The 24,608-nt window shown below is 32.9% G+C and carries 14 protein-coding genes; all 14 read right to left on the bottom strand.

Features of this window, described 5'->3' with window-relative positions:
- Nucleotides 1-8: 8 nt before the first annotated feature.
- Nucleotides 9-1,391 carry an NAD-dependent succinate-semialdehyde dehydrogenase gene (locus tag BLS90_RS06100; RefSeq protein WP_091256455.1) on the bottom strand — a complete coding sequence of 461 codons (1,383 nt, stop codon included), beginning with the start codon at nucleotides 1,389-1,391 and terminating at the stop codon, nucleotides 9-11.
- A 36-nt stretch (nucleotides 1,392-1,427) separates the two neighbouring features.
- Entirely contained in the window at nucleotides 1,428-1,766 is a 339-nt protein-coding gene (locus BLS90_RS06105) for a DUF892 family protein (protein WP_091256458.1), read from the bottom strand.
- Between the two features lie 744 nt (nucleotides 1,767-2,510).
- Nucleotides 2,511-2,705 (bottom strand): hypothetical protein, encoded by a 195-nt coding sequence (locus tag BLS90_RS06110; RefSeq protein WP_091256460.1) that lies wholly within the window; start codon nucleotides 2,703-2,705, stop codon nucleotides 2,511-2,513.
- Nucleotides 2,706-2,984: 279 nt separating this feature from the next.
- Nucleotides 2,985-7,160: a CheR family methyltransferase gene (locus tag BLS90_RS06115; protein WP_091256462.1), complete on the bottom strand. Its 4,176-nt coding sequence runs from the start codon at nucleotides 7,158-7,160 to the stop codon at nucleotides 2,985-2,987.
- Nucleotides 7,161-7,359: 199 nt separating this feature from the next.
- Nucleotides 7,360-9,807, bottom strand: a complete 2,448-nt coding sequence (locus tag BLS90_RS06120; protein ID WP_091256465.1) for a response regulator — start codon at nucleotides 9,805-9,807, stop codon at nucleotides 7,360-7,362.
- A 113-nt stretch (nucleotides 9,808-9,920) separates the two neighbouring features.
- On the bottom strand, nucleotides 9,921-13,445 hold the full coding sequence (locus BLS90_RS06125; protein ID WP_091256468.1) for a response regulator: 3,525 nt from the start codon (nucleotides 13,443-13,445) through the stop codon (nucleotides 9,921-9,923).
- A 26-nt stretch (nucleotides 13,446-13,471) separates the two neighbouring features.
- Nucleotides 13,472-14,044 (bottom strand): chemotaxis protein CheB, encoded by a 573-nt coding sequence (locus BLS90_RS06130; RefSeq protein ID WP_091256472.1) that lies wholly within the window; start codon nucleotides 14,042-14,044, stop codon nucleotides 13,472-13,474.
- A gap of 1 nt (nucleotide 14,045) precedes the next feature.
- Complete coding sequence (locus tag BLS90_RS06135; protein ID WP_091256474.1) at nucleotides 14,046-14,870, bottom strand: CheR family methyltransferase; 825 nt, start codon at nucleotides 14,868-14,870, stop codon at nucleotides 14,046-14,048.
- Between the two features lie 93 nt (nucleotides 14,871-14,963).
- Nucleotides 14,964-15,398 (bottom strand): response regulator, encoded by a 435-nt coding sequence (locus tag BLS90_RS06140; protein ID WP_091256476.1) that lies wholly within the window; start codon nucleotides 15,396-15,398, stop codon nucleotides 14,964-14,966.
- Nucleotides 15,395-18,643, bottom strand: coding sequence for a PAS domain-containing hybrid sensor histidine kinase/response regulator (locus tag BLS90_RS06145; RefSeq protein ID WP_245705053.1), 3,249 nt, complete (start codon nucleotides 18,641-18,643; stop codon nucleotides 15,395-15,397). The genes BLS90_RS06140 and BLS90_RS06145 overlap by 4 nt, the downstream gene beginning before the upstream one ends.
- 15 nt (nucleotides 18,644-18,658) lie before the next feature.
- Entirely contained in the window at nucleotides 18,659-19,213 is a 555-nt protein-coding gene (locus BLS90_RS06150; RefSeq protein ID WP_091256480.1) for a helix-turn-helix domain-containing protein, read from the bottom strand.
- A gap of 840 nt (nucleotides 19,214-20,053) precedes the next feature.
- Nucleotides 20,054-20,530: a hypothetical protein gene (locus tag BLS90_RS06155; RefSeq protein WP_091256482.1), complete on the bottom strand. Its 477-nt coding sequence runs from the start codon at nucleotides 20,528-20,530 to the stop codon at nucleotides 20,054-20,056.
- 3 nt (nucleotides 20,531-20,533) lie between these two features.
- Nucleotides 20,534-21,211, bottom strand: coding sequence for a peptidoglycan DD-metalloendopeptidase family protein (locus BLS90_RS06160; RefSeq protein WP_091256484.1), 678 nt, complete (start codon nucleotides 21,209-21,211; stop codon nucleotides 20,534-20,536).
- 812 nt (nucleotides 21,212-22,023) lie between these two features.
- A complete protein-coding gene (locus BLS90_RS06170) occupies nucleotides 22,024-24,432 on the bottom strand; it encodes an alpha-ketoacid dehydrogenase subunit alpha/beta (protein ID WP_091256486.1) in 2,409 nt (802 codons plus the stop codon).
- Between the last annotated feature and the right edge of the window lie 176 nt (nucleotides 24,433-24,608).

Genomic DNA, 24,608 nt, shown 5'->3' on the forward strand with positions numbered 1-24,608 from the left:
AATTTAATCTACAAAGGATCTGAAAGACCGCTGATACGGATCAGTTTCTTATTGACAAATTCTTGAATTCCTAATTCCGATAATTCTCTTCCGTAACCGGACCCTTTTGTACCTCCAAATGGTAAATCAGCCTGCGTCCAAGTGGGATGATTGATAAATACCATTCCAGCATCAATTTGATTAGCCATTTTTTCTGCTCGTTCTATGTCTTTGGTGAAAATGGAGCAACCAAGTCCAAAATCAGAATCATTGGCTAAAATAATAGCAGCTGATTCATCTTTCACTCGATAAAAAGAGGCAACTGGGCCGAATATCTCTTCGTAATAAGCAGGTATTTCTGGTTTTAAATCGGTTAAAATGGTTGGTTGCACAAAAGCTCCCGGCAAATCAGCACGTGTTCCTCCCAATAAAATAGTTGCTCCTGCATCAACGGATCTTCTTATTTGGTCAATGATAGTGACTGCGGCTTCTTCGCTGCTCATTGGTCCTAATTCTGTTTTCGTATCCATCGGATCTCCAACAATTAAGTTTGATAGCTTTTCTTTAAATTTTTCAATAAATTCATCCGCTATAGCTTCTACGGCGATGAATCTTTTGGACGCAACACAACTTTGACCATTGTTGTTAATTCTACCAACCACTGCCCATTCCACAGTTTTATCAATATCAGCATCTTCAAGAATTATGAAAGCATCACTACCACCCAATTCTAAAACTGATTTTTTTAGATAGCTTCCAGCTTCTGCTGCAATACTAGCTCCGGCCGCTTCACTTCCTGTTAGTGAAACTCCTTTTATTCTTTTATCAGAAACCAAAGCTGATGCTCGTTTTCCAGAAATAAACAAATTAGTATAAATTCCATTAGGTGCACCAGCTTCCTTAAATAATTCTTCAATTGCAAGTGCGCATTGTGGTACCATGGAGGCATGTTTTACAAGGACAGTGTTTCCTACCATTAGGTTAGGAGCGGCAAATCTCGCTACTTGGTAGAAAGGAAAATTCCATGGCTCGACACCTAATATCACGCCTATCGGACTGGATTTAATGTAAGCGCTTCCATTTTCAGGTTCCAGGGGCTTGTCAGCCAAAAAGGTCTTTGCATTAGTAGCATAATAATCAAAAATAGCAGCACTTAGCAAAATTTCACCTTCAGATTGAGCAATTAGTTTGCCCATTTCGGTAGTTATTAGTGTAGCTAAATGTTCTTTTTTCTCTCGCATTAAAGCAGCTACTTTATGCAATATTTGAGCACGTTCCTCGTAGCTCGTTTCTTTCCAAGAAGTGAATGTTTTTGCGGATTGAGTAATCAGCAAATCAACAGTTTTTTCAGTCATCTCATCAAAGGTACTCTCGACTTTATTTGTGTAAGGATTAACAGTTTGAATAGCCATTTTTTTATTTATTTAGTATTATTAATTGTATTTTGTTTATGGTTTTTGTGGTGAGGATAAGCAATACATTGCTTCATATTTCAAAATAATATTTGCTTCACCTATTGAATTAAAAAAATCTTCAAGACGCTTAATATGTTCCTCTGTAAATTGTAGGTGCACTTGGAGTGCAGAAGCTAATTCTTCGGTAGCCGCATTTTTTATCAATATGGGAATAGAAATTAGTAATGCTTTTTCTGAAAAGTAAATCTCTTTTAGTTCCTCTATAAAAATATTCCGATATTCTTTTTTAGGTTTGAGGTCCGATTCGTCCAAAATTCCTTTCGCTTCTTGCAAAACTATTGTTTTATCGGCTTTATTGATACTATTTTTCATGTGCTAACGGTTTTAGACAGCAATTCAATTCAATATGGTAAAGTTCGTTCTTTAGAACCCCAAATTCATTACAGAATATTAGAAAGGATTTGCAATATTCACAGGTAGCAACATAAAAAACTAATGGAGTAGTGGTGTTTTACTTCATTTTCTAGAGGAAAATGATCTTTAAATCTGGTATGATTTTTTAAAATTGTTATGGTAATTTGGCCTATTGTTTCTTTGGTAAGAGCTTAACATTTTTACAAGTCTTTAGACTATAAGTGAACAATATTTTTCATAAATAATAAATCCTTTTCTTTTGTCTGGTACTAATTAAGTTGGTTTTTACCGATAAATAAGATATTTCTTAGGGCCTTAATAAAATGGATCGCATTACTAAAAATAGGAGTTTACATTATTTATTGATAATAAAGGCTGTACTGAAATAAAAAAAAATAGGATTGACATGAAAATAAAATCCTCTCTGATTAGAAACCAGAGAGGACGTGTTTATTGTCTTGAAATTATTAGTATTGAATGCAAATTAATACCTATTCTTTAACCCTTTTTCTAACGAAAAAGAGTCTGTTTCATTCTGTCTTTAATTCTGTTTCCTACAAATAAATATTTTACCTGGTTTTACTTAAAAAATACTAATCTAAAAGATTCATTTTATGAGTCCCACTCAAATTATAGTAAAGTTTAATTGTAGTCCGATACTAGATTTTACTCTGAATCCTATATTTTGTAAAAGAATTACAATTATGATTCGTCTTTTGTTGTACGAACTAAGCTAATTCCAGATATAAAGAAAATAATTCCTAATATTCCATATATGATTAACGATTTAACATCTGTCGTTCCACCTGAAGTTCCAGCAAAAATAACTGCTGTGTAGATAAGACCACCTATTCCAAGAGCTGTTAATAACGCCCCAAAGATTCTTTTAAGATTCATGATTTTTAATTTTAAGATTAATACTTTTTTTAAAAGTTTTTTAAAAAACCGACTGGTTTATAAGCGAACCTTTAAATTAACTAGTATGACTTTTACCGTACACCAATTATATTACAAATATATTTTGATTTTCACTTGCAAGTGTTATACAATTGTTAATAAAAGTTATATCATTCACACTTCAGTATAAAAGAGGATTGTTTAGGAATATAATTAACATTTTTATTAAAAAGTTCACTATAATATTCTAAATTTATTGAATAAAGTATATGGAATTTATTATATCAGTTCGACAATTTTGGAATACAATAATTTTTCATCTATGGGCTTAGCGAGATAATCATTCATAGCAACAGCTTTACATTTTCCCAAATCTACCGTTGTAACATCAGCCGTTATTGCAATAATAGGGATATCTAATTTCATGATTTCTCGAATGTGTTTTGTAGCTTCAAAGCCATTCATTAAAGGCATTTGAAGGTCCATTAAGATAATATCGTATGATTTTTTTTCCAGTTTTTCGATAGCTATTTTACCATTAGCGGCAATTTCACAATCAAAACCAAAATCAGCCAATATTGTTTTCATCAATAATTGATTAAGTGGCATGTCTTCCACAACCAAAACTTTTATATTGTTTACTACAGTGTTAGATTCAATTAAATCGGTTTCAGTCTCAGTATCCTCTTTTGTTTTCTGAAAAGGTAAAGTGAAACTAAACGTAGAGCCTTCATTTATTTTACTTTTGACGCGAATACTACCTCCTTGTGATGTTACCAATTGTTTCACAATGGCTAATCCTAAACCCGTTCCTCCATAATGACCAGAAGATCCATTGCTAGCTTGTTGAAAATTTTCAAAAATTAAATCGATATTGTCTTCAGGAATACCAATTCCACTGTCGTCAATTACAAATTCAACTATTACTTTATCAGCATCTTCAAACAATAGATTGGTACTAAACACAATAGTGCCTTGAGCAGTAAATTTAACAGCGTTGCTCACTAGATTTAAAATAATCTGATGCAATCGAATGGAGTCTCCTAAAAGAACTTCAGGTATTTTTTTGTCAAACTTAGTGACAAGTTTTAAATTTTTTTCTTGAATTTTAGTTTCAAATAATTGAAGCATAGAAGCTATTGAAACGGCCATTTCGAATGATTTTTTTTCGAAAATCATTTTTCCAGCATCTACTTTTGCTAAATTAAGAATATCGTTTATTAATGCGATCAAAGTATCACCACTTAATTGTATGGCACTCAAGTATTCTATTTGTTTAGTCGTTAGTTCTGTTTTTAAGAGCACTCTGGTAAATCCAATAATTGCATTCATCGGCGTCCGAATCTCATGGCTCATATTAGAAAGGAATTGTTGTTTTGCTTTCACAGCATCTTCGGCAGCTCTTGTCGCTTCTTCAGCTTTGACTTGTGCTTCTTCAGCTGTTAAGGTAGCCAATTCTGCTAATACTTTTGATTCTATTAATTCAGCTTCAATTCTTTTTTGATCCGTTACATCTCTTGCCACAATGACTACTCCTAGTACTTTAGCTTGGTCGTCTTTGTACACAGAACCGTTTAATAAAACATCAGTTAGTTTGCCGCTTTTGTGGCGGAGTTTAAGCGGAGAATTAGTGATAAATCCTTTTGCGAAGACTTCCTTATAAATAGCTTGAGCTTTTTCAGGCTCTGTAAAATAGCCAAAGAAATCAGTTCCCTTAAGTTGCTCTCGTGAAAGTCCCGTGATATTTACAGTTGCGCTGTTCATATCCGTAACCTTCCCTTCATTGTTTATTGTTGTCAGCGGATCTAGGCTTGCTTCTATGAGACTGAGAGAATATTTTTCTTTGAGATAGTATCTGTAACGATCCGTTATGTCTTCAATAGCCAGAAGAATGAGTGGTGTACTATTTGTCTTTTGAACAATCAAATGCGCATTTAAAAGCATTATTCGTTCTCCAATGCCAGAAAAAGTATGGGTTACTTCAAAATTTTCAAAACTAATATTTTTCGAAAGGATATCATTAAGTACTCCACGAAGTTTTGCAATGTTCCATTGTTTATCACCCAAATCAAATAATAATTTTCCTTCGGTATCTTCTTTATCTACTAAAAATTTGTTGTAAAAAGATTTATTAGCGGATATAACATGAAAATCCTTATTTAAAATAAGCATAGGTTCATGAATGGTGGCTATAATAGCTTCCGAATAGGCATGTGATTCTTTTAATAAATCATGGCGCATTTGCAATTCCTGATTGGTAGAAATAAGTTCTTCGTTAGTAGCTTCAATTTCTTCCTTTGAGGTTTCTAGTTCTTCATTTAAAGTTTGGAATTCTTCATTTGAGGAAACAATTTCTTCATTAGCAGCCTGTAATTCCTCATAAATATTTTCTTGTGATTCAATGATGTTTATCATTTCAGCACGCGTAGTATTGAGTTCCTCAGTTAGTTTTTTTATTTTTAAATCTTTGAGTTTAGCATTGTTTGTTCCATCTGCTTCAGGTTCAATAATTTTTTCTACTTGTTCTTGTGGTTTAAAAACAATTAAAAGCAACGGTTCGTCCCACTCAATTTTAAGTGGGCTTACTTCAAAAGACATCAACCTTAAAACGGATTCAATTTTGATTTCAATTCCTGATTTAGATACAGTTTTTTTTGTTTCGATTACTTTATTAATGGCATTACGGAGTTCAAAAGCAAATTCCGGTTTGGCCATTTTTAATATATTAAGGCTTGCTTTACCTGATGAATGCTCTAAATAGGAGGAGACTGGGCCTCTAAACTGGAGTATTTCCATTTCTTTGTTCACTACAGCGCAGGCTGGCATGTAATTAGAAAGAAGTTCAGAGTCAATAGCATTCTCTATACTTTCTTGATTGACGCTTATGTTCTTAGAGGTAGTGTTTACTTTTTTATTGGACATAGAAGTACGTGTAAAACGTGGTGTTAATTCAAGTATCTTTCGAACTCCCAAATTATTTTTTCGAGAATAGATTTTAAATTTATTGTTAACTAACGTGAAAAGCTGTGATGTGGTCCCTACACTTTCAGCTTTACCAAGCATCAAATATCCAGTGTCATTCAAAGCAAAATGTAAGGATGCAAAAACTTTCTTTTGCGCAGCAGAATCAAAGTAAATTAGAAGATTGCAGCAACTTACTAAATCCATTCGCGAAAAAGGAGGATCACGTAGAATATTGTGTGGAGCAAAGATGCACATTTCTCTTAGCTCTCTAACAATGCGGTAATTTTCACCCGTTTTAGTAAAAAATCGAGTCAAATATTTTTTAGGAATGGATTCAATATCACTTTGGGAATATTCTCCTATTCGGGCATCTCGAATGGCATCTTCGCTCAAATCAGTGGCGAAAATTTGAATGGGTATTTTATTCGTTTTATCTTCTTGCAATTCGGCAATAATCATTGCAATGGAATAGGCTTCCTGACCTGTAGAACACGCTGGAACCCATATTCGCAGTGTTTCATCAATCGTCTTATTCTTTAAAACTTTTGTTAATAAATTAGTTTTTAAAAATTGAAAAGTTTCTTTTTCTCTAAAAAAACTAGTTACATTTATTAGTAAATCTGTGTAAAGAATTCCAATTTCGTTATTTTTTTGAATTAAAAGTTTTACATATTCGTGTATCGATTTTATTCCATATTGATTCATTTTATGGCTAATTCTTCTCTTAATAGTCGGCATTTTATAGTGACTAAAATCTACGCCTGTCTCCTTGAGTAAAAGTTCAAAAATAGTATTTATATCGTAATTGTTATTTTTAAGAGGAGTTTTTTGCTTAGTGGTCTCTTCTCCAGAGCTTACCTTTTTCGTTACTTTTATTTTACTAAGGCGAACTATTTGGTTGGCTATTTCCAAAGGAGATAAAATATAGTCTACTACGCCCGAAGAAATTGCTGCCTTTGGCATACTACTGGCTTGAGCGGTTTCGTCTTGCGCAAAAGTAATACCACCAGCATCTTTAATGGCTTTAAGACCCATCATACCATCACTAGCATAACCGGAAAGTATGACTCCAATCACTTTTGATTTATGAGTTTCAGCAAGTGAGGAAAAAAGAAGGTCTATAGAAAGATTTGGATTGTTTTTATTGATGCGTGGGTACAATTGAATATGACCATCTACTACCTCGAGTACTTTATTGGGTGGAATAACATATACATTGTTTGGTTCCATCTTTTCCATGTTATCAATTTCCTGGACTTTCATTTTAGTAATCTTTGAAAGAATTACGGTGAGTAAACTTTTATGGTTAGGACTTAAGTGTTGAACGTAGATATAAGCCATGCCAGTATCTACCGGTAGATTTTTAAGTAAAATACTAAAAGCTTCTAGTCCTCCAGCTGATGCGCCAATGGCTACTATGGGGAAAGAATTTTTTTTTACTTCTTTCTCGGGGTTTAATTTATTCAAAGTAACTTTTTGAGCTAATTCCATAATAATAAATTTGTATTCTATAGTTATGAGATTGGTTATAAATTTTTTTCATCCAGAAATTGAGGATGTCTCACACATTAAAAAGCTAAAAAAAATATTCATTAAATGTAAGGAAATATGTTTTGTAAGAGGATAACATCGCTATGATTTATAAAACAGTAGACCAATAAATATTGAATGTGGATAAGAAATATTGATTTTACTGACTAATTTTAAGTAGCAGAAGCTCTTCCTCTAATTCTTTGCATGCCTTTAAACAAGAATCTTCCAGTTGTAATACTAAACTTTGTATTTCCTCATTATTTTCTTGTTCTTGTGCATATTCCTGAATTTTTTTAGCTATAGTTTCATAATCTGAACTGATTCCCATTATTGAAAAAGAGGGAAGCATTTTGTGTACCGCTGCCACTAATAAAGTCCAATTTTCCTGCTCTAAACTTTGAATCATTGCATCTATTAATGGTGGGGTTTGAACTAAATACAATGATATCATTTCCATCATTAATTTTGGATTTGATTTTGTGCGGAGTTTTAAATACTGCAGGTCAATGTGTTTTTCTTTTACCTTTAAATTCTTAGTTTTCTTCCAATTTTCAATAAATTTCACAGGCTGGGCTTTTGTTACAATAGTTATAATTTTACTATATAAAAGTTGCTCATCAACAGGTTTAGCGAGGTAATCATTCATTCCCGCCACTTTGCATTTTTCTAAATCCACAGTAGTTACGTCAGCGGTTAATGCAATTATGGGCACAGTAGAATTTAGCGTATTTCTAATGTATTGCGTAGCTTCAAAACCATTCATTTCCGGCATCTGTAGATCCATTAGTACGACATCATACTTTTGTTTTTTTAGTTTTTCAATTGCTACTTTACCATTTTCAGCCATGTCGCTAATAAATCCAAAATCATCTAAAAGTGTTTTCATTAATAATTGGTTCAACGGAATATCTTCAACTACTAACACGCTCACATTTTTTATTTCTGAATGGATTTCATTTATTTCGTTGTCTAGTTCTGCATCGGCATTTGTTTTTTGAAAGGGTAATGTGAAACTAAAGGTCGAACCTTCATTTAGCGTACTTGTTACTCGAATACTGCCACCTTGGGGCTCTATTAATTGCTTTACAATTGCTAGTCCTAATCCGGTTCCGCCATATAACCTTGAAGTTTCGCTGGTTGCTTGCTGAAAATTTTCAAATATGGTTCCTATTTTTTCTTCAGAGATTCCAATTCCTGTGTCTGTTATTGCAAATTTTAAAATTATTTTATCATCATCTTCATGTAGTAAATCTACTCTAACTGTAATTTTTCCTTTTGTCGTAAATTTTACAGCGTTACTGATTAGATTTAAAATAACTTGGTGCAAACGAACGGGGTCTCCTATTAAAACAGTTGGGATTTTATCGTCGTATTCCTTTACTAATTTTAAGTTTTTTTCCAGAATCTTAGTTTCAAATAAATGAAGCATGGCTGAAATAGAGGATTTCATTTTGAAAGGTGTTTTTTCGAATGTCATCTTACCTGCATCTACTTTTGCTAAATCCAGAATGTCGTTGATAAGTACTATTAATGCATCTCCACTTATTTTAATAGCTTCTAAATATTCTTTTTGTTTACCATTCAAATCTGTTTTTAAGACCACTTTTGTAAATCCTATTATTGAATTCATAGGTGTCCGAATTTCGTGGCTCATATTGGACAAAAATTGCTGTTTTGCCTTCACTGCATTTTCAGCAATAAGAGTGGCATTTTCTGCTTTTAATTTTGCTTCTTCTGCAATTTCTGTGGCTAATTCTGCAAAGACTCTGGCTTCAATTAACTCCGTTGCGATTCTTTTTTGATCCGTAACATCTCTGCCTACAATTACTACTCCAAGCACTTTCCCTTTGTCATCCTGATACACTGAGCCATTAAATAACACCTCAATCAACGTTCCTTTCTTATGGCAAAGGATCAAAGGAGAATCAGTTATAAGTCCTTTTTCAAACACTTTTTGATACACCTCTCGCGCTTTTTGCGGTTCTGTGAAATAATCAAAAAAATCAGTGCCTATTAATTTTTTGCGAGATACCCCCGTTGCTTTTACAGAGGCATTGTTCATGTCCGTTATTTTTCCTTCTGGACTAATAGCAAATAGAGGATCATGACTTGCTTCTATTAAACTAAGGGAATATTCTGATAATAGTTTTTCGGCCGTAAGGTCGGTGTTTAGTTTTTTCAGTTGTTCTGCCTGAACTAATAATTCCTGGTTTTTTTTATGTAAATCCACAAAAATCGCCACTTTTGCTTTTAATATTTCTGGCGAAAGTGGTTTAATCATATAATCTACGGCACCGGCTTGATACCCCTTGAAGATTTGTGAAGAATTATCGATGCTGGCTGTTAAAAAAATAATGGGAACATGTTTTAGTTTATCGATTTGTCGAATTAATTCTACTGTTTCAAACCCGTCCATCATTGGCATTTGAACATCAATTAAAATGATGGCAAAATCTTGCTGGTGTAGCAGAATTTTTAAGGCTTCATTACCTGAATTTGCTTTAACACATAAATAATTTTCATTAGAAAGTATTACTTCTAAGGCAAATAAATTTTCTGGTAAATCATCTACCATTAAAATTTTGACTGGGCTGTTTATTTTCATTTTTATTTTGAAATAAATGTTTGAATGTTAAATACTCAAAAACGAATTTTGAAGTTTCAACATAAAAATAAGCGTATTATCTTTCGATGCAGATCCTGCTCTATTGCATTATATTATTTACTTAACCATACGCGCATCAAAGATAAGAGGCGTTCTATATCAATTGGCTTTGTAATATAATCGTTGGCTCCAGCATCAATGCATTTTTGTTTATCGTCTTTCATGGCTTTTGCGGTGAGTGCGATTATAGGCAATTTTTTAAACTTCATTTGAGATCGTATTCGTTTCATTGCTTCATAACCATCCATTTCTGGCATCATAATATCCATCAAAACTAAATCAATGTTAGGATGTGTAGCTAGCATCTCTAGAGCATTATTGCCGTTTTCTGACTTGATGACTTCGATTCCTCGTTCTTGTAATATTTTAGATAATGCAAAAACATTTCTCATATCATCATCTACTAAAAGTATTTTCTTTGATTTAAATATGTTGTCTTTATCATGCAAACTATTAATCATTATTTGCTTTGATTTGGGCAAATTACTAATGGTACGGTGCAGAAAAAGAGCCGTTTCGTCCAGTAATCGTTCTTCTGATTTTATTCCTTTTATAATAATGCTCTCAGCATATTTATGAAGTAGATTATTTTCTTCTTTGGTAAGTTCTTTTCCTGTATAGACAATAATAGGAGGCATGTTGTCTCCTTTTATATCCTCGAGGTTTTGAATAAGATCAAATCCGCTCATGTCCGGTAATCCAATGTCTAATATGATACAATCGATTTGATTTTCTTGATAAATTTTCAACGCTTCCATACCTGTTGCTGCTTCAAAACATTGTACATCACCATTTCCAATGAGTATTTTCATTGCTTTTCTGGAATTTTCACTATCTTCAATAATCAAGAGGTTTTTTATTTTTCTATTAACAAAATTTTCTATTCGGTTGAAAGCTTCTTCTAGACCCTCTTTAGAGATTGGTTTCATTAAATATTCTACCGCACCTTCTCTTATTGGCTCGAGTGAACGATCGTTTGCCGAAATAATATGAACGGGAATATGTCTTACAATTGGATTTGTTTTTAACTCCTGCAACACTTCTTTCCCATTCATTCCTGGCAAGCCCATATCAAGGATAATGGCTTGTGGTAAGTATTTTGAAGCAAGTGTCAAACCATCTTCACCACTGGCTGCTGATAAGCATTTGAATCCTTTTTTGTTGGCCTGTTTTAAAAGTATTCCTGCAAAATTTCGATCATCTTCAATAATGAGCACTATTTTGTCTGTTGCGTTTATGGTATCTCTATCATCTTCAATTGTTTTATAATTGAGAAAGTTTACGTTATTTTCTGCACGCGGAATATAGAGTAAAGGTTCCCTTGCCGTTAATGAAGTAGGCTCTTGTTCAGGATGAATTTCTAGCGGGATGTGGAGTGAGAATGTAGATCCTTGTTCCAGTGTGCTCGTTACTCTAATCTCGCCTTCTAATAGTTTTGCAAGTTCACGAGAAATTGAAAGTCCTAATCCTGTACCGCCATATTTTCGTGAAGTACCGCCTTCGGCTTGTTGAAAAGCTTCAAATATTGCAGCTTGTTTGTCTTCTGATATTCCAATACCAGTGTCAGAAACCGATAGGACTAATGTAGTTTGAGTACCTGGGTCAATATGTATGTTTACACTTCCTTTTTCTGTGAATTTAATAGCATTAGATAATAAGTTTTTCAATATTTGATTTAAACGCTGTAAATCGGTGTGAATAAATTCTGGTAAATTAGCAGCCAATTGGCAGGTGAGTAGCAATCCTTTTTGTTCTGCTTGATGTTTAAAATTGAGCAGTAGTTCGTCTGTGAAATTTTTCAAGAATACTTTTTCAACATTAATGAACATTTTTCCTGCTTCAATTTTAGAGAGGTCTAGTACTTCATTTATTAATACCAGAAGATCATGACCACTTTTATAAATAATTTCAGCACTTTCAACTTGTACGTCATCTAAGTTTTTCTTTCTGTTTTCTGATAAATCTTTGGACAAAATAAGTAAACTATTAAGTGGCGTTCTTAGTTCATGGGACATGTTAGCCAGGAATTCCGACTTATACTTGCTGCTAATTTCAAGTTGTTTTGTTTTTTTCTCGATATTATCTTTAGAAGCCTCTACTTCTTTGTTTCGCTCTTCTAACGATTGTGTTTGCTCTTCCAATTCTTCATTGGTCATCTGCAATTCCTCTTGTTGTTGCTTAAGATTTTGTGCTTGTTGCTCTAATTCCTCATTTAATTGTCTAAGTTCTTCTTGTTGTATTTGAAGTTCTTCAGCTTGATTAGAAAGTTCTTTATTAGCAAAAAACAACTCGACTGCTCGTTTTTCTTTTTCTTCATTTTGAAATGCTAATTCTTTATTGGCAATTCCCAATTCTGCGGCTCGTTTTTCTTTTTCTTCATTTTGATAAGCAAGTTCTGTATTGGCTATAGCCAACTCAGCAGCCCTTTTTTCCTTTTCTTCGGCTTGTTGAATCGTGTTCACACTTATTGCTATACTACTCATAGAAACAGTAATAAATTCCTTTTCAGTTTCGGTAAAATCAGTGAGCTTTCCAATTTCTATCACTCCTTTTGTTTTTCCGTCTAATAAAAAAGGAGTAATCAGAACATTGGTTGGTTTGGCATTTAGGACGGTAGAAGTAATGCGAATTTGATCATCAGTAATAGCTGTAAATAAAAGTTGTTTTTGTTCCCAAGCAGCTTGTCCAATCAATCCTTCGTTCAACTTAAAGTTTTCTTTAGCTTCATTTGCAGGTGTAAAAGCAAATTTTCCGCTAAGTAAAAGAGTATTTTCTTTTTCATCTAATAAATAAACTGCGCCTATGTTGGCCTGGAGATAGGAACATAAAAAGCTAATGGTATTGTTTGCCAATTCGATCATACTTTGGTCTCCTATTAATTTTTCATTAAGCATTGCGTTTCCTGTAAGCAACCAGTTTTTGCTAGCCGTTTCTAATTCGGAACTTTTCAGTGCTTTCAAATTGGTAGTCACTATGGTATAAACTACTACAAGAATTAAAGTAATGATTAACAATAAAATAGCAAATACAATGTTAAATCTGCTTGCATCTTGTTCACTAGCTTGAATCCTTTCTGTAAGTAAAAGATTTTCAGTTTCCTGAGCCTGATCAACTAAATTTCTGATTTCATCTTGGATCTGTTTTCCTTCACCAGAAGCAACAAATTCTTGGGCTTGTGCATAACCTTTTTTACGAAGAACGATACATTTCCTAAAATTATCAAAACGCATTTTAGTTTTCTTCTTTAGCTCTTCAATATTCTTTTGCTGGTTTGGATTGTCTTTTGTTAGTTCTTTGACTTTATTGAGCTGTGGAATTATATTAACATTAGCAGAGGTAAAAGGAATTAAAAAATCATCATTTCCAGTAATTACATAGCCTCGAATCCCTGTTTCCGCATTAACAGTTAACATCAAAATTTGCTCGAATTCATACAAAACAGAATTGGAACGATTGACTAAGGTATTAGAGTCGATGAATTTTTCGCTGTTTTTATAGGAGAAAATTGCCACTCCTAAAAGTACTATTGCACAAGTAATAAATCCTGTCGCTATTTTTTTACCAAGGGTCATTTTCATTTTGTTAGTTGTAAAATTGATTTTGATTATCTCTTTTGTTGTTCTATTTTTATTAAAAATTCGGCGATTTCGTCTAATGACCCAATAAAATTCGGTTCAATAGCTGAGATTGCCGCCTTTGGCATATAGGCTGATTCTGCAGTTTTTGGGTCCTGAATTATAGTTAGACCACCACATTCTTGTATTCGTTTGATGCCTTTTGTACCGTCATTATTAGCGCCTGTGAGTACTATTCCAATTAATTTGTTTCTATAGGCTTCAGCGGCCGACTCAAATAACACATCAATAGATGGTCTTGAGTAATTTACGCGTTCATCTATCGTCAGGGAAAAGGTTTTGTCTTTTTCTATCAACAAATGATAATTAGGAGGAGCAATATAAATGGTGCCTTTTTCAATTTTTTCTTTTTCATCTGCTTCCTTGATTTCAAGCTGACTTTTATCATTCAAAAGAGTGATCCATTGACCATCAGAGTGTGCGCCTAGATGTTGCACAATAATCATGGGTATACTAAAATGTGCTGGCATGGCTGAGAATATAATTTTCATAGCATTCATACCACCAGAAGAAACTCCTATTACAATTGCTTCGTACTGCATTTTAGTATTTCTTTTTAAATATTCTTTGTTTAAGATCTAATTCACTATAATGTTCAAAATAATCGGTAAACCGAATACTTTCTTTAGATCCCAGCGATAAAATACCTCCATTTATCAGGCTATTATAAAAAAGAGATTGAACTTTATTTTGTAAATTTTGATCAAAATAAATTAATACATTCCGACATAATATTAAATTTACTTCGGCAAAAACACTATCGGTTACCAAATTATGATTAGCCCAAACAATATTTTTTTTTAAAGATTGATTCATAATAACATTATCGTAATGTGACGTATAATAACTTGAAAAAGATTCTTTTCCTCCTGATAATTGATAATTAGAAGTGTATTCTTTAATTAATTTATTCGAAAAAATACCTTCTTTAGCACGATTCAACGCCAGCTGATTAAAATCAGTAGCATATATTGTTGTTCTATCATACAAACCTTCTTCTTGCAATAAAATTGCCATCGAATACGCTTCCTCTCCTGTAGCACATCCAGCATGCCATATTTTTATAAATGGATAGGTTTTTAAAATAGGAATAACTTTTTCTCGCAATGATCTATAAAATGCAGGATCGCGAAACATTTCGGTTACTGTTATTGATAAATCTTGTAAGAGTTCTGAAGCGAATGGTACATTATTTAAAACCATAGATTGCATTTGAGCTATATCCTCAAAGCCAGAAAGTGCCATTCTATTCAGTATTCGACGCCTAATATGCGCTTGCGAATACTCTCTGAAATCGTACCCGTATTTCCGATAGATTGCTTCCAAAAGCAATGAAATCTCCAGATCTGATGTGTCTTTATACTGCATTTTTCTTAAATAATATTGGTTTTAATAGAACCAAATTTAAGTTTGATTAATTTTATTAGTAATAAGTTGGGAATAAGTACTTGTATGATTACTTTACATGCGATCCATGTACCAATTTAATTCTTTTTCCATTTTCTGGTATTTAAAAATAGCAGTAATTATTTTTTGCAAGCGAACAAATGCAGTTTCACTTTTCACTACATAATCAAATGCCTTGTGGTGCATGCAGTTTATAGCCACTTCAATTTTATCTTGAGAGGAAAGCATTACCACAGGAATTTCTGGATTAAAATCTTTAACTTTATCTAAAGTTTCAAGACCGTTCATCGCATTTTCTACTATACCATCTAGTTGATAATCTAAGATTACTACATCCGGATTGTTTGATAAGTTTGCAATGCAAAGTTCTCCTGTAGGATACGTTTCTACTATAAAATCAGCATTTTCTAAAAATTCAATTTCTAAAGATTTTAAAAATAAGGCATCATCATCTACTAGAAATATTTTTACTTTCTTGTTGTCGTTCATTTTATGGTATTTTTAATTATGTTTAATTCTTGTTCTAATTCACTGCAAGCTTGCTCACAAACTTCTTCAAGTTGTTGAACTAAAGCCGTAATTTCTTCTATATTTTCTGGCGCTGTTGTTATCTCCTGAATTTGTTTGGCTATGTTTTCAAAATATTGACTTATTCCCACAATTGCAAACGACGGAATCATTTTGTGTGCCGCAGCGCTTACTAAATACCAATTTTGGTTGGCTAAACTTTCTTTGATCGTTTTTATTATAGCAGGCGTTTGGGTTAAATAGAGTTTGATCATTTCTTCCATTAAAACGGGATTTGATTTTGTTCTTTGTTTCAAATACGTCAGATTAATGCACTTTACTTTTTTTAATACAACTTCTTCTTCTTCTTCTTTCAAACGTTCAATATTTATAGCACTAGAAATGTTTTTTTTTAAGAGTCCAATTATCTTACTGTATAAAAGGCGGTCATCCACGGGTTTTGCAAGATAGTCATTCATTCCCACTGCTTTACATTTAGCTAAATCTACTGTAGTCACATCTGCTGTTAAAGCAATAATTGGTATTTGTGATTTCAGTGTATTTCGAATGTATTCTGTTGTTTCAAATCCGTTCATTTCGGGCATTTGCAAGTCCATTAAAATGACATCATATTCCTTATCTTTTAATTTTTCAATTGCTACTTTACCGTTTTCGGCGATGTCACGCTCAAATCCAAAATCATCAAGAAGTGTCTTCATTAACAATTGATTCAACGGAATATCTTCAACAACTAAAATTTTTATATTTTTTATTTCGCTATCCAATGCACTAATCTCATTTCCACTTTCGGCATCAGAATTTGTCTTTTGAAAACTAAGTGTAAAACTAAAGGTGGAACCTTTACCTACAACACTCTGCACACGAATAGTTCCTCCTTGTGGTTCTATGAGTTGTTTGACAATGGCTAAACCTAATCCTGTTCCTCCATACAAACGTGAAGTTCGGCTGGATGCTTGTTGGAAATTTTCAAATATTTTTCCTATTCTGTCTTCTGGTATTCCGATACCGGTATCCGTGACAGCAAATTCGATAATTACTGTATCAACATCTTCATGTATTAAATTGACGCTAACTGTAATTTTTCCTTTGGATGTAAACTTGACTGCGTTACTGACTAAATTTAAAATTATTTGGTGCAAACGAACTGGGTCACCAATAAGAACTTGTGGAATTTGAGGATCGTATTCTTTAATTAATATTAAATTTTTTTCTTGAATTTTAGGTTCAAATAAATGAAGCATCGCAGATACCGAAGAATTTAATTTGAAAGGGGTTTTTTCAAATGTCATTTTGCCGGAATCAACTTTTGCTAAATCTAATATGTCGTTTATAAGTACGATTAATGCATCTCCACTCATTTTGATAGCATCTAAATATTCTTTTTGTCTCAACGTCAAATCTGTTTTCAGTACCACTTTGGTAAAACCAATAATCGCGTTCATCGGGGTACGAATCTCATGACTCATATTCGACAAAAATTGTTGTTTTGCTTTTACTGCATTTTCAGCTATAATAGTGGCTTTTTCTGCACTTCTTTTAGCTTCTTCTGCTATTTCTGTGGCAAGTTCTGCAAAAACTCTCGCTTCAATCAATTCAGTAGCAATTCTTTTTTGATCTGTAATATCGCGGGCAACCACCACCACGCCTTGAATATTTCCCGCTTCGTTTTTATAAACGGAACCGTTAAACAATACATCAGTCAATTTGCCGTTTTTGTGACGCAGTGTAAGTGGTGAATCAGCAACAGAGCCTTTTTCAAATACTTCCTGGTATACTTCACGCGCTTTTTGTTGTTCTGTAAAATAATGGAAAAAATCAGAATCTGTGAGTTCTTCGCGGGTTTTTCCGGTACTGTTGACTAAAGCCTCATTCATATCCGTAATCTTACCTTTTGTATTTATGGTTACTAAAGGATCCCGACTAGCTTCAATCAAACTAAGCGTATATTGAGAATCTAATTTTGTAGTGTAGTTAAGTTCTTCAAGCTCTTTATTAACAATTTCCCTTTTTTCTTTTTCTTTGTTTTGAAAAAGAAGTTCTTTATTGGCAATAATTAACTCGTTAGCTCTTTTCTCTTTTTCATCATTTTGAAACGCCAATTCCTTATTGGCAATTACTAATTCAGCTGCTCTTTTTTCTTTTTCTATATTTTGAAAAATAAGTTCTTCGTTAGCAATGATTAATTCGTTCGCTCTTTTCTCTTTTTCGTTGTTTTGAAAGGCAAGCTCTTTGTTAGCTATCACTAGTTCAGCAGCACGTTTCTCTTTCTCATCATTCTGAAAGGCTAATTCTTTGTTAGCTATTACAAGCTCAGAGGCTCTTTTTTCCTTTTCTTGGTTTTGAAAAAGAAGTTCTTTATTGGCAATAATTAATTCGTTAGCTCTCTTCTCTTTTTCCTCATTTTGAAATGCCAATTCTTGATTTGCTATAACTAATTCTGCGGCTCTCTTTTCCTTTTCATCATTTTGATACGCCAATTCTTTATTAGCATTTTGTAAATCCAAAGCCCATTTTTGTCCGCCAATATTTCGCGCTACGATAACTACACCTTGAACCTTGCCAAGATTGTCTTTATAAACAGAGCCATTGAAAAGTACGTCAGTTAATTTGCCGCTTTTATGCCGAAGTGTTAACGGAGAATCTTCTATGGCATTATTTTGAAAAACTTGTTGATATACTTTTTGTGCTTTTTGTTTGTCTGTGAAATAATCGAAGAAATTTGAGCCAGTAAGTTCGTTTCGCGTTACACCAGTAATATTTACTAATGCTTCATTCATATCCGTGATCTTGCCTTCTCTATTTATCGTAATTAACGGGTCAAGACTTGCTTCAATTAAACTTTTTGAATATTGTGCTGCTAATTTTTGAGCGGTACCGTTTGTTGCTTCAGTAAAAAAACCATGAGTAACTCCTTCAGAATCTTCATAGATGGATGCATTGTAAACTACGTCTGTTAATTCGCCGTTTTGATGCCTTACCGTTAACGAATAATCTTCAATAAACCCTTTTTCAAAAACGTGTTGCCATCTGTTCTTTACTTCCTGCTTTTCTGTAAAATAATCAGAGAAATTAGTTCCTATCAATACATCTCTTTCAATTCCTATGTTTTTTATTGACGCTTCATTAATGTCAGTGATTTTTCCTTCGGCACTAATAGTAACAAAGGAACCTACACTGGTTTCAATTGAATCGGGGGAATTGAGCATACTAATACTTTTCATTTAGTCATTTACATTTCCAATTTCTTCAATTGGATTCCGTCTTTTATCTTTTAACTGTTTAAAATGAGAAGGGGATAGGCCAGTTACTTTTTTAAACTGACTAGATAAATGAGCTACACTGCTGTAATTCATTTTCCATGCAATTTCAGTGATATTTAATTCACCATAGATAATTAACTCTTTTATACGTTCCGTTTTATGGGAAATTATAAATTGTTCTATTGTAGTTCCCTGAACCTCTGAAAACAAGTTGGATAAGTACGTATAATCGTGATTCAATTTTTGACTCAAATAATCAGAAAAATTGATTTTGATAGGCTCCGTCGAATGGTGCACCATTTCAATAATTACGTTCTTTATTTTCTCTATCAACATGGATTTTTTATCATCCATCAATTCAAGCCCTGAATCTAAAAGTGCCGCTTTCAAGAGTTGTCTTTGCTCCATAGAAATATTTTCCATAATTTCTACTTCACCTAAATCAACAACCATGTAGTGAAGTTTAAGCTTTTTTAATTCTTCTTTTACCGCCATTTTGCAGCGGTTACTTACCATGTATTTTATGTATAGTTTCAAAAATTTTCAATTTACAGTTTGCACAAATGTAACTTTTCGGAATAAAGATACATTATAAAATTTTACAAATAAGTTATAATATAATTCGCAATCAAGAATAACTCCTAATAATCCGAACAAATAACTAAAGAAAAACCCAATTTACTATGGAATAGTTAGATTATCGGTTGGCAATTCCTATTTTTTTTTATTGAGGAAACTAGTATATCAGTTCTTTTAATTTTGGGGACGTAAATATTTGCTTTTTGAATCATAGTCTCGTGTTCAATACTTAGCGCTGTTTTTTATCGTTGTTTTAATTTGTTTGAATGTGGTTATTGATTTAAATCTTAAGTACATAGTTCAGTTGTTAATTGATTTAGATATTTCTTTTTCAATTGCTAAATCTATAATCTCAAAATTTATTTTTGTTATATAATTATTTTCAATAGTTGTTAAATTATTACTTTATTTTTTTAAGGCCAAGTGTGTATTAAAAAATTAGAAACATAACTTCACTATGAATCAAATTTACTTTCGATAAACAGTTTTCGACGATTAAAATTAGATGCACATTTTGGTTAATTTTCGAAAGGATTAAACTAGAGAAACGACAACTTATAAGCGGCAATGCACTTTTTTGAACAGAAATTTCAAAAATTTGGTAACAGACTGAAAGCTGGTATCAATAGTTTAGAAAAAATATATCACAAATTATAACATGTAACTATAGTTATAATGAAAAGCCGTGGTAAAAGTAAAAATTTTAATGAATAGCAATTACAAGAGATTGCTTTTATGCGGTGCACTTGAATTAACAAGAGGGATTAAGTTTTCCTCTTAATTCATAGGAAAAGCATTTACCCAATCCAGCGATTTTATAGAGGATACTTTATTTTCCGCATTCATCGTTACCCGCAGCTCTTTATTAGCAACTTTTTTTGAATACGATGCTTTATAGCGAAAAACGATAGATTGGTCAAAGTTATTTTTAAAAGCTTCCATTAATTCCAGATCTATAAAAGTGCCGTAATATTGACGAAAACGAGTGCATGTTTTTGTTAATCTTGCCTCAGTCGTGTTTTTAATAACAGATGGAGTCGCTTCACTCAATGTAAATGGTTTGAATTTAGATGTATTGCAAGTCATTAATACTCTTTTTCCTAATTCGTACGCTTTACTTTTTTGGCTTTCACTAACTTCTGACAAGCCCAATCTAACAGTTTTTACAACTTCAGGCTCTGGTATGGCAGTCACTTTTTTTGATTTACATCCAATGAGTAAAAGGATACTTAAAACTAGAATTATTTTTTTCATGATTTATTTAATTTTTAATAGGATATTGGGATCGGGGCAGTTTTCTAAATAGTGAGTTAGATCCTTTTTACTGCAAACACCAGGATAATCTCCAAAACTATTCGTGATCTCTTTTATAATTTGAAAATGCAAATGCGGAGCATAATCACCATTTACGGAAGCATCGCCCAAAGTAGCTAATTGTTGTCCTTTTTCATAAAAATCTCCAATTGTAATGTCACTAATGCTTTCTAAAGATAAATGACCATACAAAGTATGAAATTTTTGTTCTTCTATTTTATGCTCTAAAATTATTGTTGGACCATAATCACCCACGCCCGTATTGTAATTAAAGCTATGAACAAAACCATCAACGGCTGCTAAAACGGGAGTTCCTGCTTTAATCCATAAATCTAAACCTATATGAATGTTGCGCTCTTCTGTGTTTGTGTCATTAAAAATTTCACTTCTTTTATACAGATTTCTAACTTCATTGTATCCTCCATAAGCTACTTTTGCATTATTTTCAGTCAGGTAATTTTCAATATAATCTTCAAAGTCTAGTGCATTATCAATGTTAAGCGATTTAAAAGCTTCATTTGTGATGGATAAATCCAAGGGGATATACTGCTTATATTCAATTTTTGCATCTATTACTTTAACGTTTTCTTGGTCTTGTAAGATGGTTTCTAATGGTTTCATTTACTGTTCGTTTTATAAAACACTAAATTTAATTAAAAAATGCCAACATAAAAATTTTACGCTGGCATTATAACTTTTAATTTACATTAGCACATTTACATTTCCCAAAAAAAATAGATGAGTTTAAGTTTAGCTTAATTTATTGTTTAGCAGCCTTGCCTTAGACTGCTATTATTTTACTGCTAATAAATCAACAAATTCAATAACAGGATCTTTAGACAATAATTCGTCAGCATTCGCCATTAGAGCTGTTGCAATTTTTCAGGAAAGGTGCGTTTTTCGACCTTCCTCAGTTTCAAAAGTATCAAAAATTCCAAACGTGGAGGGGCCGATTTGCCATCCGTACCAGTTTACGGTATCCAGTTCATCTAATACCAACGGTAATGCGCTTTTTAAAAATGCGGCAACTTCTTCTTCTTTTCAAGGCTTAGCTTCTAATCGTGCTAATAAAGCATATTTTTCCATAATCGTAATTTTTAGTAAAATTATAAGTAGTGATTTCAATTTTTAGATTTATATAGTTTAACTTTTGTTTACCGCCGGTATATAGGCAATAAGAATAAAACAATGATGCATTTTTTTTACCATATAAGTCATTTAAGTTTAATTTGTTAGGCTTATATACATTAAGCAACAATAAGGTCATTTAAGGTTTAATGCTTATATGACTCCTATGTTAAATAGTATTTCACTCATTTTATAGTACGACATTAAATAGGTCTAACTGCTTAGTAGAAGATTGTTTTTAATTACTATTAAAAAAAAAATCCTAACCGTTACCGATTAGGATTAGTATAGATAATACTTAAGTTTTAATATAAATTTGGATATTTAGAAGGATTCACTTCATTCATCATATAATACACTTTTTCAAAAATATCTTCGGAAGATGGTTTAGAGAAATAATCTCCATCTGTGCCATAAGCTGGACGATGTGCTTTAGCTGTGAGCGTTTGAGGTTTACTGTCTAAATAGTTGTATCCATCTTGTTGTTCAATAATTTGTTGCAAAATGTAAGCTGAAGCTCCACCCGGAACATCTTCATCGATTACCAGCAAACGATTTGTTTTGGCAATACTTTTGACTACATCTTGATTTATATCAAATGGTAGTAAAGACTGTAAATCAATAATTTCGCAATCAATACCTACTTCAAGCAATTCTTTTGCCGCTTGTTGCACTAATCGGAGGGTAGAGCCATAAGAAACCAGTGTGATATCTGAACCTTCTTTTAAAGCTTCCACTACACCAATAGGAGTTTTGAATTCGCCATAATTTAACGGCATTTTTTCTTTCAATCGATAGCCATTCAAACATTCAATAACTAAAGCAGGTTCGTCGCATTCTAGCAAACTATTATAAAAACCAGCTGCTTGTGTCATGTTTCTAGGAACCAAAACATGGATTCCTCTGATGGCATTGATAATCATACCCATAGGAGAGCCTGAGTGCCAAATGCCTTCTAAACGATGACCGCGAGTCCGTATAATTAAGGGTGCTTTTTGTTTTCCGACCGTTCTGTATCGCAAGGTTGCCAAATCATCACTCATGATTTGGATTGCATATAATAAATAATCTAAATATTGAATTTCGGCAATAGGACGTAAGCCCCTAAGTGCCATTCCTATTCCTTGACCCAAGATGGTAGCTTCTCGAATTCCAACATCAGCAACACGTAATTCACCATATTTTTCCTGCATTCCTTCCAGCCCTTGATTCACATCACCAATAGTTCCTGCATCTTCCCCAAAGATTAAAGCCTCTGGATATTTGGTAAATATAGCGTCAAAATTATCGCGTAAGATCATGCGTCCATCGGTATCTTCCTTAGCATCTTCAGAGTAGACTGGCAGGACTTTTTTGATAGAAAACACATTTAAATCTGTTTCTGAGAATAAGTTACTGCTAAAGTTCTTTTGTGTTTTTGCGGTATAGGCTACAATCCATTCTGAAAGTGCTTTTTTGCCATTTTCATTAAGTACTAAACGCAAAACTTTACGTGCAGTTACTAGAATTTCCTTTTTTATAGGAGATTTAATGCTACCTAAATCAGAAGAGAATTTTAGAATGGCATCTTTGTTTTTGCTGGTTTCCGCTATGTTCTGTAATAGTGTAACCAACTCTTTTTGCTCTTCAGCAATAGGTTCTATAAAGGCATTCCAAGCAGCTTTTTTGCCTTCTAAAACCTCTTTTTTTGCTTGTGCATCAATTGCTTCAATTTCTTCTGGAGAAGCTATATTTATAGCAATCATCCATAATTTCATTTGACGAACACAATCAAAGTCTCTTTCCCAAGCCAAGCGATCAGCATCTTTGTAACGTTCATGCGAACCAGAACTAGAATGTCCTTGTGGTTGCGTCAATTCATTAACATGGATCAAAACAGGAACGTGATTTTTTCGAGCTATATCGGCAGCTTTCTCATACGTTGTAATTAAGTCAGCATAATCCCAACCTTTGACTCTCAGGATTTCATATCCATTAGTGTCGTGTTCCTTTTGGTATCCTTTTAAAATTTCGGATATGTTTTCTTTTGTCGTTTGGTGTTTTGCATGCACAGAAATTCCGTATTCATCATCCCAAACACTCATAACCATAGGAACTTGTAAAACCCCTGCGGCATTAATAGTTTCAAAGAACAACCCTTCGGAGGTACTTGCATTTCCAATGGTTCCCCACGCTATCTCATTTCCTTCATTAGAAAAATTTGCAGCATTTGGAATTCCAGCAACCTGTCTGTATATTTTTGATGCTTGAGCCAGTCCTAATAATCTTGGCATTTGCCCAGCTGTAGGAGAAATATCAGCACTTGAATTTTTTTGTTTTGTTAAGTCTTTCCAAGAACCATCTTCATTTAAACTATGGGTAGCAAAGTGGCCTCCCATTTGTCTTCCTGCTGACATAGGCTCATGTTCAATATCAGTATGTCCATACAAACCTGCAAAAAATTGTTGTATCGTTAATTCGCCAATCGCCATCATAAAAGTTTGATCGCGATAGTAGCCAGAGCGGAAATCTCCATTTTGAAATGCTTTAGCCATGGCTAATTGTGGCACTTCTTTACCATCTCCAAAGATACCAAACTTAGCTTTTCCAGTCAATACTTCCTTGCGTCCTAATAGGCTGCATTCTCTGCTTATTATGGCTGTGGTGTAGTCCTTTAAAACTTCGATTTTGAAATCTTCAAATGTCAATGTAGTATTGGTTTTTTCTTTTATCATAATTGAAAAGTATAACTTTATGAAGCAAATTTACTTAAAAACAACCTATTTTCATAGCACATTGAAAAAAATAGAATTTAATTATTGCAATTTATTCTAGTAAAAAGAACTTTATTTTTTTATTATGTGTAATTTAAATAACTTTTTATTACTAATAACGTAATAAATAATGATAA

This window comes from Flavobacterium omnivorum (genome assembly GCF_900099915.1).
GTDB lineage: Bacteria > Bacteroidota > Bacteroidia > Flavobacteriales > Flavobacteriaceae > Flavobacterium > Flavobacterium omnivorum.